Origin of the sequence: Arenimonas sp. (assembly GCF_035721105.1) — a bacterium.
In the GTDB taxonomy this organism is placed as follows: Bacteria; Pseudomonadota; Gammaproteobacteria; order Xanthomonadales; family Xanthomonadaceae; genus Arenimonas.
Genome location: NZ_DASTNG010000059.1, coordinates 33,222 through 46,822, shown reverse-complemented (window position 1 = coordinate 46,822; position 13,601 = coordinate 33,222). Strand labels below are relative to the sequence as shown.

12 protein-coding genes are annotated in these 13,601 nt (G+C 68.9%); 9 read left to right on the top strand and 3 right to left on the bottom strand.

Annotated elements, in window-relative coordinates:
• Positions 1–15 precede the first annotated feature (15 nt).
• From VFQ84_RS09610 to VFQ84_RS09580, 7 genes are all read left to right on the top strand, one after another.
• Positions 16–273: an acyl-CoA-binding protein gene (locus VFQ84_RS09610; RefSeq protein WP_325131415.1), complete on the top strand. Its 258-nt coding sequence runs from the start codon at positions 16–18 to the stop codon at positions 271–273.
• Between the two features lie 9 nt (positions 274–282).
• On the top strand, positions 283–909 hold the full coding sequence (locus tag VFQ84_RS09605; RefSeq protein WP_034211078.1) for a TetR/AcrR family transcriptional regulator: 627 nt from the start codon (positions 283–285) through the stop codon (positions 907–909).
• Positions 910–1,126: 217 nt separating this feature from the next.
• Positions 1,127–1,252, top strand: coding sequence for a type B 50S ribosomal protein L36 (gene ykgO, locus VFQ84_RS09600; protein ID WP_005913193.1), 126 nt, complete (start codon positions 1,127–1,129; stop codon positions 1,250–1,252).
• 149 nt (positions 1,253–1,401) lie between these two features.
• Positions 1,402–1,731 carry a hypothetical protein gene (locus tag VFQ84_RS09595; RefSeq protein ID WP_325131414.1) on the top strand — a complete coding sequence of 110 codons (330 nt, stop codon included), beginning with the start codon at positions 1,402–1,404 and terminating at the stop codon, positions 1,729–1,731.
• Positions 1,732–1,740: 9 nt separating this feature from the next.
• On the top strand, positions 1,741–2,772 hold the full coding sequence (locus VFQ84_RS09590; RefSeq protein ID WP_325131413.1) for an agmatine deiminase family protein: 1,032 nt from the start codon (positions 1,741–1,743) through the stop codon (positions 2,770–2,772).
• Complete coding sequence (locus VFQ84_RS09585) at positions 2,769–3,674, top strand: carbon-nitrogen hydrolase (RefSeq protein WP_325131412.1); 906 nt, start codon at positions 2,769–2,771, stop codon at positions 3,672–3,674. The genes VFQ84_RS09590 and VFQ84_RS09585 overlap by 4 nt, the downstream gene beginning before the upstream one ends.
• Positions 3,671–4,885, top strand: a complete 1,215-nt coding sequence (locus VFQ84_RS09580) for a TraB/GumN family protein (RefSeq protein WP_325131411.1) — start codon at positions 3,671–3,673, stop codon at positions 4,883–4,885. The genes VFQ84_RS09585 and VFQ84_RS09580 overlap by 4 nt, the downstream gene beginning before the upstream one ends.
• Positions 4,886–4,915: 30 nt before the next feature.
• Here VFQ84_RS09580 and VFQ84_RS09575 read toward each other — a convergent pair whose 3' ends face one another.
• The 3 genes from VFQ84_RS09575 to VFQ84_RS09565 are packed head-to-tail and all read right to left on the bottom strand — an operon-like array spanning position 4,916 to position 12,614.
• A complete protein-coding gene (locus VFQ84_RS09575; protein WP_325131410.1) occupies positions 4,916–8,047 on the bottom strand; it encodes an efflux RND transporter permease subunit in 3,132 nt (1,043 codons plus the stop codon).
• The gene (locus VFQ84_RS09570) at positions 8,044–11,475 is read right to left on the bottom strand and encodes an efflux RND transporter permease subunit (RefSeq protein WP_325131409.1); all 3,432 of its coding nucleotides are present in this window, start codon (positions 11,473–11,475) and stop codon (positions 8,044–8,046) included. The genes VFQ84_RS09575 and VFQ84_RS09570 overlap by 4 nt, the downstream gene beginning before the upstream one ends.
• Complete coding sequence (locus tag VFQ84_RS09565) at positions 11,472–12,614, bottom strand: efflux RND transporter periplasmic adaptor subunit (protein WP_325131408.1); 1,143 nt, start codon at positions 12,612–12,614, stop codon at positions 11,472–11,474. Before VFQ84_RS09565 ends, VFQ84_RS09570 begins: the two co-directional genes overlap by 4 nt.
• A gap of 205 nt (positions 12,615–12,819) precedes the next feature.
• On the opposite strand from VFQ84_RS09565, the gene VFQ84_RS09560 reads away from it, so the two are divergent.
• Complete coding sequence (locus VFQ84_RS09560) at positions 12,820–13,146, top strand: cytochrome c (protein ID WP_325131407.1); 327 nt, start codon at positions 12,820–12,822, stop codon at positions 13,144–13,146.
• Between the two features lie 11 nt (positions 13,147–13,157).
• A complete protein-coding gene (locus VFQ84_RS09555; RefSeq protein ID WP_325131406.1) occupies positions 13,158–13,508 on the top strand; it encodes a cytochrome c in 351 nt (116 codons plus the stop codon).
• Positions 13,509–13,601 lie beyond the last annotated feature (93 nt).

The window sequence follows — 13,601 nt, the reverse complement described above, 5'->3', positions numbered from 1 at the left end:
CCCGGGGATCTAGCGATGGCAGACCTGAAAGAACAGTTCCAGAAAGCGGCGCAGGACGTGATGAACCTGGCCGAGCGGCCCGACAACGACACCATGCTCAGGCTCTACGGCCTGTACAAGCAGGGCGCGGAGGGCGACGTCAGCGGCCCCAAGCCCGGCTTCTTCGACTTCGTCGGCACGGCCAAGTACGAGGCCTGGGAAAAGCTGGCCGGCACCAAGCCCGAGGACGCGATGAAGAAATACGTCGACCTCGTGAAGAAACTGCGCGGCTGAGGCCGCCCCATGGCCCGCCAGACCCGCCAGCGGATCCTCGACACCGCCCTGCGCATGTTCAACCAGCAGGGCGAGCCTAACGTCACGACCAACCACATCGCCGACGAGCTGGAGATCAGCCCGGGCAACCTGTACTACCACTTCCGCAACAAGGACGACATCATCGAGCAGCTGTTCCAGCGCTACGAAGAGCGCATGGACACGGCCCTGGTGTCGCCCGACAGCCGGCTGCGGGACCTGGAGGACATCTGGCTGCAGCTGCACCTGGTGTTCGAGTGCATCTGGGAATACCGCTTCCTGTACCGGGACCTGGTGGACATCCTGAGCCGCAACCGGCGCCTGCGCCTGCGTTTCGCCCGGATCCTGAAACGGGCCGCGGACGGCGCCTCGTCGGGCATGAAGGGCCTGGTCCAGGCCGGCGTGATGCGGGCCTCGGCCGCCGAGGTCGAGGCCACGGCCACCAACATCCTGGTCATCGCCACCTTCTGGATGAACTACGCCAGCGTGCGCGGCGACAAGGACGAGGACGAGGCCATCCGCAGCGGCATCGTCCAGGTGATGATGCTGCTCTCGCCCCTGCTGCGGGACGCCGAGCGGGTCCACCTCAACACCCTCACCCAAGCCTACCTCCGCTAACCCCCCTTGTAGGAGCGCCTTCAGGCGCGAATCTTTAGGGCCTGACGGCGCCAAGTCCGTTTGAGGCGACAGCCCGCCGCAAGGCGGCGAAAGATTCGCGCCTGAAAGCGCTCCTACAAGGGGCGGGCGTGGGGGCAACGGGTTGTATTGCAAGCGGTTTTGGACTGGGCTATACTCCCGCTTCTTTATCGCCCCAACCCCATCCCAAGGAACTGCCATGAAAGTGCTCTCGTCCCTGAAGTCGGCGAAGACCCGCCATCGCGACTGCAAGGTCGTGCGCCGTCGCGGCAAGGTCTTCGTGATCTGCAAGTCCAACCCGCGTTTCAAGGCCCGCCAGCGCTAAGCGCAGGCCGCCAGGGTTGACCGAAGCGCCGGCGAAAGCCGGCGTTTTCGTTTCCTCGCCGCCGGGCCCGGCCGGACATGGCGCCATCGCGCGGGTTTTGCGATGATCCCGGGCCTACCCGTCATCCCGACGACCCGTGGAGGTGGACCATGAAGGCCCTGACCCTTTCCCTTGCCCTGACCGCCGGCCTGCTGCTGCAGGCGCCCGCCCAGGCCGACACCCTGCTGGTCGATCGCGTGCAGGCGGAATCGCAGCCGATGCCGGCCCGCGGCCAGACCATGGCCCAGGTCGAAGCCAAGTTCGGCGCCCCGCAGCAGAAGCACGCGCCGGTTGCCGGCCCGGGCGACCGCCAGCACAACCCGCCGATCACCCGATGGGACTACGCCGGCTACTCGGTCTATTTCGAGAACAGCCACGTGGTCGACGCCGTGGCCAAGCGCGCCACCCCGACCGAGGCCGGCCCCAAGCCCGTCCAGTAAAGACCGAAGATGTCCGATACCCTGCGTTTCCCGGCGGAATGGGAGCCCCAGTCCGCCGTCCTGCTCGCTTGGCCGCATGAAGGGACCGACTGGGCCGAGCGCCTGGACGGCGTCGAGAGGACCTACGTCGCCCTGGTGGCGGCCATCACCCGGTTCCAGCCGGCCCTGGTCTGCGTCGCCGATGGCGCCCTGAAGGCCCGCGCCGCCGCCCTGCTCGCCGCCGCCGGCGTCGATGCCGCGCGGCTGCGCTTCTTCGAAGTGCCCTACGACGACACCTGGCTGCGCGACTCCGGCCCGATCACCCTGCGCGAGGGTGGCGGTTTCCGGCTGCTCGACTTCCATTTCACCGCCTGGGGCGGCAAGTTCGAGGCCGGCCTGGACGACCAGCTGGTCGGCAAGCTGCACGCCTCGGGCCTGCTGGCGCCGGCGGCGCACCAGCGGATCGACTTCGCGCTCGAGGGCGGCGGCATCGAGACCGACGGCGCCGGCACCCTGCTCAGCACCTGGACCTGCCTGCACGAGCGGCACCCGGACAAGACGCGCGAGGACGTCACCGCCACGCTCGAGCAATCGCTGCGGCAGACGCGCACGCTCTGGCTCGACCACGGCTACCTCGAGGGCGACGACACCGACGCCCACATCGACACCCTGGCCCGCTTCGCGGCGCCGGACGCGATCGTGTTCCAGGCCTGCGACGATCCCGGCGACAACCACTTCACCGAACTGCAGGCGATGGCCGCCGAGATCGCCGCGCTGCGCCAGGCCAACGGCCAGCCCTACCGCCTGTTCCCGCTGCCCTGGGCCCAGCCCATCCTCGACGACGGGCGCCGCCTGGCGGCGTCCTACGCCAACTTCCTGATCGTCAACGGCGCCGTGCTGATGCCGGCCTACGGCGATGCCGCCGACACCGCGGCCGCCGCGGTGCTCGCCGCCGCCTTCCCCGGCCGCGAGATCGTCCCGATCGACTGCCGTCCGCTGATCTGGCAGAACGGCAGCCTGCACTGCGTCACCATGCAACTTCCCGAAGGCCTGCTGGCATGAACACGAAATCCCTGACCGTCGCCCTGGTGCAGGACCGCGACCACGGCAGCGTCGAGGCCAACCTCGCCAACATCGAAGCCCGCGTCGCCGAAGCCGCGGCGTGCGGTGCGAAGCTGGTGCTGCTGCAGGAACTGCACAACGGCGCCTATTTCTGCCAGCACGAGTCGACCGAGGAATTCGACCGCGCCGAGCCGATCCCCGGCCCCAGCACGCAGCGCCTGGGCGCGCTGGCGAAGAAGCACGGCGTGGTGCTCGTGTCCTCGCTGTTCGAGCGCCGCGCCGCCGGGCTGTACCACAACACCGCGGTGGTGTTCGAAGCCGACGGCTCGATCGCCGGCAAGTACCGCAAGATGCACATCCCCGACGACCCGGGCTTCTACGAGAAGTTCTACTTCACGCCGGGCGACCTGGGCTTCGAACCGATCAACACCTCGGTCGGCCGCCTGGGCGTGCTGGTGTGCTGGGACCAGTGGTATCCGGAAGCCGCGCGCCTGATGGCGCTGGCCGGCGCCGACCTGCTGCTCTACCCCACCGCCATCGGCTGGGACCCGGGCGATGCGCAGGACGAGAAGGATCGGCAGCGCGGCGCCTGGCTGCTCAGCCACCGCGGCCACGCGGTCGCCAACGGCCTGCCGGTACTCAGCTGCAACCGCATCGGCCACGAACCCTCCCCGCTTGCGTCCGAAAAGCCCGTTGGCGCGTCGGGCATCCGCTTCTGGGGCTCGAGCCACGTGCTCGGCCCGCAGGGTGAATTCATCGCCGAGGCCGGCACCGACGGCGCCGAGGTCCTGGTGGCCGAGGTCGACCTGGGCCGCAGCGAGCAGGTGCGCCGCATCTGGCCCTTCCTGCGCGACCGCCGCATCGATGCCTACCAGGACCTTCTGAGGCGGTACCGCGATTGAACATCTCCACGGAGGCCGGCTACGACGGCCTGCATGACCAGCCCCACGCCATCGTCGAACGCGAGGGCGTGCGCTACACCCTGCTGGGCACCGCCCACGTCTCGCGCGCCAGCGTCGATGCGGTGGAAGCCGCGCTCGCCACCGGCCGCTACGACACCATCGCGGTCGAGCTCGACGCCCAGCGCCACCGGGCGATGACCGATCCGGACGCGCTGTCGAAGCTGGACCTGTTCCAGATCCTGCGCGAGGGCAAGACCGGCCTGGTCGCCGGCAACCTGGCGCTGGCCGCCTACCAGCGCCGCCTGGCCGAGCAGCTGGGCGTGGAGCCCGGCGCCGAGCTCAAGGCCGCCGCCCAGGGCGCCGAGGCGCGGGGCCTGCGGCTGTCGCTGATCGATCGCGACGTCGGCACCACCCTCAAGCGCGCTTTCGCCGGCCTGGGCTTCTGGGGCCGCGCCAAGCTGATGGCCGGCCTGGGCGCCAGCCTGCTGGCCGACGACGAAGTCGACGCCGGCGAGATCGAGAAGCTCAAGCAGGGCGACTACCTGGAATCAAGCTTCGGCGAATTCGCAGCCGGCAGTCCGCCGCTGTACCGCGCGGTGATCGCCGAGCGCGACGTCTACATGGCCAACCGGCTGCGCCAGGTCGGCGCCGGGGGCGCCCGGGAGGTGCTGGCGGTGGTCGGCGCCGGCCACCTCAAGGGCCTCGAGCAGCACCTGCGCGAGGACGTCGGGTCGCCAGCCCCCTTGCTGTCCTCGCTCGACAGCGTGCCCGAAGGCAGCAAGATCCCCTGGTTCACGATCCTGCTGGTGGTGTTCCTGTTCGGCGGCTTCGCCTGGGGCTTCTGGCAGGGCGGCGCCGAACTGGGCGGCGAGCTGGTCCTGCAGTGGGCCCTGATCACCGGCATCGGCGGCGCCATCGGCTGCATCGCGGCCGGCGGCCATCCGCTGAGCGTGCTGGCCGCCTTCATCTCGTCGCCGCTGACGCCGCTGCACCCTGCCCTCGCCTCCGGCACCGTCAGTGCCGCGGTCGAGGCCTGGGTGCGCAAGCCCACCTACGCCGACTTCCTGCGGCTGCGGGACGACACCGGCAAACTGTCGGGCTGGTGGCGCAACCGCGTGGCGCGGGTGCTGGTGAACTTCTTCCTCACCAGCTTCGGCACCGCGATCGGCGTCTGGATCGCCGGCGCCAACATCATCGGCAAGCTGGGCTGAGGCCCGGGCCGGACGGCCCGGGCCCGCGCCTCATTCGGCCGCCGCGGACCGCGGCGCCAGCGGCGCCCAGCGCCAGCCGCGGCGCAGGGTGGCCGCCGTCCATTCGCGCATGTCGTCCATCACCGCGTAGATCGTCGGCAGGAACAGCAGGCTGACGATGGTCGAGAACACCAGGCCACCCGCGATCGCACGCGCCATCGGGTAGTAGGCCGGGCCGTCGCCGCCCAGCTGGGTGCCGCCGATGCACAGCGGCAGCATGGCCAGCACCGTGGTGCAGGTGGTCATCAGGATCGGGCGCAGGCGCTCCTTGCAGCCGTGCACCAGGGCCTCGGTGCGGCCCAGGCCGCTGCGCCGCTGCGCGTTGATGTGCTCGAACAGCACGATGCCGTTGTTGACCACCACGCCCATCAGCACCAGGCAGCCGATGAAGGCCATGATGGTGAAACTGGTCCCGGTGAAGGCGAACAGCCAGAACACGCCCAACGCCGAGAACAGGATCGAGCTGATGATCGCGGCCGGGAACAGCATCGACTCGAACACCGCCGCCATCACCAGGTAGACCATCACCAGCGCCAGCCCCAGGTTGAACATCATCTGCATGCCGGCGTCGGCTTCCTGCTGGAAGGAGCCGCCGAAGTTGAAGCGGTAGCCGGGCGGGAACTTCGTCGACGCCAGCACCTCCTCCATCGCCTTGCGGGCGTCGGGCACGGTGACGTCCTTGGCCAGGTTGGCCTCGATGGCCAGCGAGGTCTGGCGGCTCTCGCGGCTGATCTGCGAGGCGCCCTGGCGCACGTCCACGTCCACCACCGACAGCAGCGGCACGCTGGTTCCGTCGGCCCGGCGCAGGGTCAGCGAAGACATGTCCTGGACCCGGAAGTCCTGCGAGCCGGCGAAGCGCACCCAGACCGGCAGCTCGGCGTCGCCGGAGCGGAACTCGCGCAGCGGCGTGCCGCGCAGGGCGATGCCGAGGTAACTGGCCACTTCCTGGGCGCTGAAGCCCAGGGCGGCGGCGCGCTCGCGGTTCACGCTGACCTGCACCTCGCTGTTCTCGTCGCCGGTGTCCACGCGGACGTCGCGGAACTCCTTGCGCAGCGCCAGTATCGGCACCAGCTCGTCCGCCAGCTCGGCCAGCGTCGCCGAAGAGTCGCCCTGCAGGAACACGCGGACGCCCTGCTCGCCATCATTGCCACCGCCGCCGTCGCTGCCGCTGAAGCCGATCTCGGCGCGGGCGGTGCGCGGCAGGTCCTTGCGGATCATTTCCTGCACTTCCTCGGCCGACATCAGGCCGGGCTCCTGCTTGCGCAGCAGCAGCTTGTCCCAGAGGCTGGGGTTCGGGTCGACCAAGGTCACCTGCATGCCGGCCCAGCCGCGCTCGCTGAACCAGGAGTAGAGCTGCTTGATCTGGTACTTCTCGCGATTCTGGTCCAGGAACTGCTCGACCCGCAGCACTTCGTCGGAGACCTGCTCGAGGCTGTAGGCGCCCTTCCAGTCGAAGTACATCTCGATCCGGCGACCGACGTCGTTCTTGAAGAAGTCGAACTTGGTCATGCCGACCGGCACCAGGCTCACCAGCACCAGCAGCAGCATCGAGAGGATGGACTTGGCGCGATTGGCCAGCATCCAGCGCAGCAGCGAGGCATAGCCGCGGGTCAGGCGCGGCACGAAGCCGTGTTCGGCGGTGACCGCCGGCGGCGTGCGCAGGCGCGCCGAGATCATCGGGATCAGGCTGACCGCGACGATCCAGGACGCCAGCAGCGACATGGTGATCGTCATCGCCACCTGGCCCAGGTAGATCGAGATGAAGTTGCGCTCGCCGAACAGGTTCGGCATGAACACGATGATGCTGGTCAGGGTGCCGGCGCTGATCGCCACCTGCACGCCGCGCGTGCCCTCGATGGCGCAGCGCATCGGGTCGTTGGGGTACTTCTCGCGATACTGGTAGATGCTCTCGACCACCACCACGGCGTTGTCGACCAGCATGCCGACGCCGATCAGCAGGCCCATCATCGACAGGATGTTCAGGGTCATGCCAAAGAAGTACATCGCGCCCAGGGTCATCACGATGCAGATCGGGATCGCCAGCGTCACCATCAGCGTCGACGGCCAGTGGCGCAGGAAGTAGAACAGCACCAGCAGCGACAGCAGCGAACCGATCAGGCCGGCCTCGATCAGGCCATCGATGGAGCTGGTGACGCCGACGGCCTGGTCGTCGATGATGTTGAGCTGCAGGTCGCGGAACTCGGGCTCCTGGTTGATCAGGGCCAGCTCCGCCATCACCTGCCGGGATACGTCGACCAGGTTGGCATTGCGCTCGCGGAAGATGTCCAGGCCCACCGCCGGGCGACCGTCCAGGCGCCGCCCGTAGTCCACTTCCTGCGGCCGCTGGCGGATGACGGCGATGTCGCCCAGGCGCAGGCCGGTGTCGTTGAGCACCAGCTCCCGCATCTCCTGCAGGCTGGCGGTCTCGCCGATCGGCTGCACGCGCAGGCGCTGCCGGCCTTCGTTGATCTGGCCGGCCGAGACCGAGAAGTTGACGGCGCGCAGGCGTGCCGCCAGCTCGTTCAGGCCCAGGTTGTGCGCGCTGAGCCGCTCGGCGGAAATCGCGATCTCGACCTCGGGCGGCGAGGCGCCGGAGATGTCCACCCGCGCCACGCCCGGCACCCGCTCGAGGCGGCGCTGGAACTGCTGCTGGATCAGGGTGTACTCACCGGTGAAATCGCGGTCGCCGGCGAAGCGCACCCGGATCACCGGCTGGTCGCTGGGCGAGAACTTGAAGACGAAGTAGCGCTGCAGGTCGTCGGGCAGTTCGCCGCGGATGGCGTCGAGGCGATCACGCGCCTCGCTGGCCGTGATCTCGATGTCCCGGTTCCAGTCCGAGAACAGGATCTGGACGCTGGCGCCGTCCGGCCGGCTGCTCGAGCGCATGCGGCTGATGCCGGTCAGGGTCGCCAGCGCCTCTTCCGCCGGGCGGGTGATGGTCCGTTCGACCTCCTCCGGCGTCGACCCCGGGTAAGGCAGGTCGACGAAGATGAAAGGCACGTTGACGTCCGGGAACTGTTCCAGCGGCAGCCGGAAGGCGGCGATCAGGCCGATCACCACCAGCGAGACGTAGAACATCACCGCCGTCACCGGACGGCGCAGGCTCAGCTCCGCCAGGCTCATGTCGCGTCTCCCATCGCGGTCGCCGCGCGCAGCCGCTCCAGCGCACTGGCCCGCTGGCCGCGCTCGACGTAGGACGCGTCCGACTTGCGGTCCATCAGTTTGTACATCACCGGGATCACCACCAGGGTCAGCAGCGTCGACACGGCCAGGCCGCCGATCACGGTGATCGCCATCGGGGCGCGGACCTCGGCGCCTTCGCCGCCGAAGAACGCCAGCGGCGCGAAGCCGAACAGCGTGGTGGCCGTGGTCATGATGATCGGGCGCAGGCGCGAGTAGGCACCCTGCATGATCGCCTCGTCCTTGGCCACGCCCTGCTCGCGCAGCTGGTTGACCTTGTCGATCAGGATGATGGCGTTCTTGACCACGATGCCGACCAGCAGGATCAGGCCGATGAAGACCACCACCGACACCGGCGAGCCGCTCAGCCACAGCGCCATCACCGCGCCGACCATGGCCAGCGGGATGGTGAACATGATCACGAACGGATGCAGCAGCGACTCGAACTGCGAGGCCATCACCAGGTAGACCAGGAAGATGGCCAGCGACAGCGCGAAGATCAGCGAGCTGATCGAGGCGTCGAGCTCTTCGCCCTGGCCACCGATGTGCATGCGCACCTCGGCACCCAGCGGATCGGCCGCCACCATGTCGCGCACCTGCTGCACGGCCGTGCCCAGGTCGATGTCGCGCAGGTTGGCGGACACGATGGCGACGCGGATCTGGTCGACGCGGTTGATCTCGCTGGGCCCGACCGTGGCCACCACGTCGGCGACGGCGTCCAGGGTCACCGGGCGGTCGCTCTGCGGGTTGACGATGATCTTGCGGATGCTCTCCAGCGACTCGCGGTCGGCTTCCTGCGCCCGCACCAGCACGTCGATCTTGCGGTCACGGAAACTGTAGCGGGTGGCGACCTCGCCCCGGACCTTGCGCACCACCTGGTCCGCGATCTGGCGGCTGGTCAGCCCCAGCGCCGCGGCCCGTTCCTGGTCGAAGCGGATCTGGATCTCGGGGAAGCCCTGCTCCACCGTCGACTTGACGTCGGCGAAGCTGTCCGAGCCCTCCATCATCGCCGCCAGCTTGCGGCCGGCCTGCTCGACCGCGACCAGGTCCTGGCCGCGCAGCTCGATCTCGAGCGGCGTCGAGAAGCTGAACAGCTGCGGCCGGCCGAACTTCACCTGCACGTCGGGGTACTGCGCCATGGTGGCGCGCATCCGCTCGGTCTGGCGCGCCTCGGAATCGCGTCCGAAGTCGCCGCCCATCACCACCGTGAGCTTGGCGATGTTCTCGCCCGACTCGGTCGGATTGGCATCGAGCCGGGTGCCGCTGCCGCTGACGCCATACAGCGCCTGCACGCCCTCGTCCTCGCCGTGGACGAGCTGGACCTGCTTCACCAGCGCGTCGGTATCGCGCAGCTGGGTGCCCGGCGGCAGCTTGGCCGTCATCTCGAAGCGGTCCTGGGCGAACTGCGGGATCAGGTCGGTGCCCAGCGTGGAGGCCACGAACAGCGCCAGCCCGAACGCGATGCCGGCGCTGCCCAGCACCGGCAGCGGATTCGAAAGCGCCTTGGGCAGCAGGCGGTGGTAGCCGGCTTCGGCCCAGTCATACGGCTTGAGCACCCAGCCGCCGACCCAGCCCAGGCCGCGTCCACCGATCGCCAACACGCGCGCCACCAGCACCACCAGCCAGGACAGCGCCGACAGCGCCCAGGGCAGCAGGAAAGCGACCGGCACCGCCAGCAGGAGCAAGACCAGGCAGAACACCCAGACCACCGCCAGCACCAGGGCCACGAGGCTGGCGACGACACCGCGCAGGCCGCTGCGCCCAAAGGCCGCGCCGATCTTCTGGAAGGGCAGGAAGAACAGCTCTCGCACCTGAGCGAGCATCAGGCGCCAGGGCGGCGTGGCCGGCGAATCGCCACCCGGCGTCGCCGCGAAGGCCATCGGCGACTTGGCCTTGAGCGCCGACAGCATCGGGATCAGGGTGAGCGACACCACCAGGGAAATCACCAGCGCGATCGACACCGTCAGCGCCTGGTCCTTGAACAGCTGGCCCGCCACGCCCTGCACGAACACCAGCGGGAAGAACACCGCCACCGTCGTCAGCGTCGAGGCGACCACCGCCATGCTCACTTCCTGGGTGCCGACCACGGCCGCTTCGAGCACGCCCAGGCCGCGTTCGCGCGCCTTGGCGATGCTCTCGAGCACCACGATCGAGTCGTCCACCACCATGCCGGTGGCCAGCGCCAGGCCGGCCAGCGACATCACGTTGAGGTTCAGGCCGAACTGGCCCATGAAGAAGAAGGTGGCGATGATCGACACCGGCAGCGACAGGCCGATCACGAAGGTGCTCCAGCCGTCGCGCAGGAAGAAGAAGATGAGCAGGATGGCGAACACGCCGCCCATCAGCGCTTCCTTCTTGACCTCGGACAGCGCCGCCTCGATGAAGACCGACTGGTCCTCGATCGTGGTCAGCGTGGAGCCTGCGGGCAGTTCGTCCCTCAGGCGTTCGAGCGCAGCCTTGATCGCGTCGGCCACGGCGACGGTGTTGGCGTCGCCCTCCTTGTAGATCGCCAGCTCGACGGCTTCACCACCGCCCAGGCGGATGATGGCCTCGCGCTCCTTGTAGCCCTGGGTGACCGTGGCCACGTCGCGCAGGCGCACCGGCACGCCGTCGACGTTGGCGACCAGCAGCTCGCGCATCTGGTCCAGGCCGGTGAACTGGTTCACCGTGCGCACCAGGTAACGCTGCGAGCCTTCCTCGATGCGGCCGCCGGAGATGTTGACGTTCTCCAGGCGCAGGCGCTCAATCACGGTGTTGACGTCGAGGTTGAGCTGGGCCAGGCGGTCCTGGTCGATCAGCACCTGCACCTCGTCTTCCAGGCCGCCGGCGACCTTGACCGCGGCGACGCCGGACACGGGCTCCAGGCGTTTCTTGAGCTCTTCCTCGGCGTGGCGGCGCAGGCGCATCAGCCCGGCCTGCTCGCTGCCCGGGGTGGTCTCGGTGGAGGCCAGCACGAGGCGCATCACCGGCTCGGTGGAGGGATTGAAGCGCAGCAGCACCGGCTGCTTGGCCTCCAGCGGCAGGCGCAGGACCTCGAGTTTGTCGCGCACCTCCAGGCTGGCCTGGTCCATGTCGGTGCCCCAGGCGAACTCGAGCACCACGTCGCTCTGGCCGGTGCGCGAGACCGAACGCAGCTTGCGCAGGTTCTTGACCACGCCCACGGCCTCTTCGACCGGCTCGCTGATCAGGGTCTCGATCTCCATCGGTGCCGCGCCGGTGTACTCGGTGCGGACCGTGAGCGTCGGATAGCTCAGGTCGGGCAGCAGGTTGACCTTGAGGTTGAACAGCGCGATCACGCCGAAGATCACGAAGGTAACCGTGACCATCGCCACCGTGACCCGCCGGCGGGTGGAGAACTCGACCAGGCTCATTCGGAGACGGCCTGCGCGACGGCGGTTTCGGCGGCGGCCGGAGCGGCCGGATTGATGACCTCGACCTCGGAGCCATCGCGGATCGCCACCTTGCCGGCGGTGACCACGTCCTCGCCTTCCTTCAGGCCCGCGCGCACTTCGGCCAGCTCTCCGTTGACGTAGCCCAGCTCCACCGGCACGCGCACGGCCTTGTTCTCGCGGACCACGAACACGGCCGGCTCGCCCTCATCCTCGAGCAAGGCCACGCGCGGCATCGTCAGCGCATCCACGCGCTCGTCGTAGACCACCTCGATGCGGCCGAACATGCCCGGGCGCAGCGTGCCGCCGCCTTCGAAGGCGCAGACCACGCGGAAGGTGCCGCTGCCGGAGTCGACCACGGGGCTGATGCGATCAACCCGTCCCTCGAACACCTGGCCGGGCACCGCGTCGACCACCATGCGCAGCGGCATGCCGGGGCGCAGGGTGGCCAGCTCGCGCTCGGGCACGTTCAGCACGCCCTCGAGCTGGGAAATGTCCACGACCCGGAAGGCCGGCATGTTCAGGCCGATCAGGTTGCCGACCTTGACCATGCGCTGGGCGACCACGCCGGTGATCGGCGCGACGATGTTGGTGTTGGACAGTTCGAGCTGGGCGAGCTCGTAGCTGGCCTTGGCCGATTCGAGGTCGAAGCGGATCTGCTCGACCGACTCCGCGCTGACCAGCTTCGAGGCCAGCAGCTCCTGGGCGCGGCGGAAATTGTTCTCGAGCTTGCGCACCGTGGCGCGCGAGCGCTCCATCTCCAGGCGCGGACGATCGGGATCGATGCGCGCCAACACCTGGCCGGCGCTGACCTGGTCACCCTCTTCCACCAGCACCTGCAGGACCACGCCCGAGGACTTGGCCACGACCTGCGCCTCGGCCGGCGCCTCCAGGCTGGCGGTGCCGCTGTAGCTGGCCGAGATCACCTGCTTGGTCACGCGGGCGACCTCCACCGGCACGGCCGGGGCCTTCTTTTCCTCGGGCTTGCCGTCGGCACCCACGGTCGTGGCGGCCTGCCCCTCGGGCGTCGTGCCGCCCGAGCAGCCCGCCAGGGCCAGGGCGATGGCGAGGGCCAGGACGGCCGTCGTGCGGGCCAGCGGGGTCTTGCGGGAAGTCTTCATAGTCGGGGCTTCTGGCGGGGGTGTTGTAGTTGAATAGAACAGTACAGTAGGGGCGTGAAGACCCGCATATGCCGGAAGTCTGGATGCCCACCGGTGACGGTCGCATGCGCGTCCATGCATTGCCCCCTGTCTGGCTTGGGATGCGCAGGCTATAATTTCCGTTTAGTGCGCCCCGCCCGACCCTTCGAGCCGGAAAAAAAGACCGATGAAGCGAAACCTGTTGCCCGCCGCCAGCCTCGTGCTCGCCCTCGCCACCGCGCCCGCGTTCGCCAAGGGCGATCCGGAAAAGGGCAAGGCCCTGTTCTACACCTGCACCGGCTGCCACGGCATCGCCGACTACAAGAACGCCTACCCGACCTACCGCGTGCCCAAGGTCGGCGGCCAGAACGAGGCCTACCTGGTCGCGGCCCTCACCGGCTACAAGACCGGCGATCGCTCGCACCCGACCATGCAGGCCCAGGCCCAGAGCTTCTCCGACCAGGAGATCGCCGACATCGCCGCCTATCTCTCCAGCCTCAAGCCGGCCAAGTGAGGACCGACCCCATGACCCTTCGCCTGCTCGCCGCCTCCACCCTCCTCGCCCTGGCTGCGCCGGCCTTCGCCGCCGGCCCGGTCGGCAATGTCGCCGCCGGCCAGGAGAAGTCCAAGACCTGCGCGTCCTGCCACGGCGCCAACGGCAATGAAACGCTGGACGAAACCTATCCGAAGCTGGCCGGCCAGCATCCCGAGTACCTGGCCCGTGCCCTGCACGAGTACAAGTCCGGCCAGCGCAAGAACGCCATCATGGCCGGCTTCGCCGGTGGCCTCAGCGACGAGGACATCGACGACCTCGCCGCCTTCTATGCCAGCCAGGCCGGCGACCTGCACGACCTGAGCAAGATCGACGAGCGCTGATCGCGCCCGCGGTCCACGAAAAAAGCCCGGCCTGCGCCGGGCTTTTTTTTCATCCCCCGTCGCCGGCATGGCGACCGCGGCCATGGACGGGAT

Excerpts from the sequence above, each read along its gene's own strand:
- VFQ84_RS09610 (WP_325131415.1), top strand. The coding sequence starts at position 16 with ATGGCAGACCTGAAAGAACAGTTCCAGAAAGCGGCGCAGGACGTGATG.
- VFQ84_RS09605 (WP_034211078.1), top strand. The coding sequence starts at position 283 with ATGGCCCGCCAGACCCGCCAGCGGATCCTCGACACCGCCCTGCGCATG.
- ykgO (WP_005913193.1), top strand. The coding sequence starts at position 1,127 with ATGAAAGTGCTCTCGTCCCTGAAGTCGGCGAAGACCCGCCATCGCGAC.
- VFQ84_RS09595 (WP_325131414.1), top strand. The coding sequence starts at position 1,402 with ATGAAGGCCCTGACCCTTTCCCTTGCCCTGACCGCCGGCCTGCTGCTG.
- VFQ84_RS09590 (WP_325131413.1), top strand. The coding sequence starts at position 1,741 with ATGTCCGATACCCTGCGTTTCCCGGCGGAATGGGAGCCCCAGTCCGCC.
- VFQ84_RS09585 (WP_325131412.1), top strand. The coding sequence starts at position 2,769 with ATGAACACGAAATCCCTGACCGTCGCCCTGGTGCAGGACCGCGACCAC.
- VFQ84_RS09575 (WP_325131410.1), bottom strand. The coding sequence starts at position 8,047 with ATGAGCCTGGCGGAGCTGAGCCTGCGCCGTCCGGTGACGGCGGTGATG.
- VFQ84_RS09570 (WP_325131409.1), bottom strand. The coding sequence starts at position 11,475 with ATGAGCCTGGTCGAGTTCTCCACCCGCCGGCGGGTCACGGTGGCGATG.
- VFQ84_RS09565 (WP_325131408.1), bottom strand. The coding sequence starts at position 12,614 with ATGAAGACTTCCCGCAAGACCCCGCTGGCCCGCACGACGGCCGTCCTG.
- VFQ84_RS09560 (WP_325131407.1), top strand. The coding sequence starts at position 12,820 with ATGAAGCGAAACCTGTTGCCCGCCGCCAGCCTCGTGCTCGCCCTCGCC.
- VFQ84_RS09555 (WP_325131406.1), top strand. The coding sequence starts at position 13,158 with ATGACCCTTCGCCTGCTCGCCGCCTCCACCCTCCTCGCCCTGGCTGCG.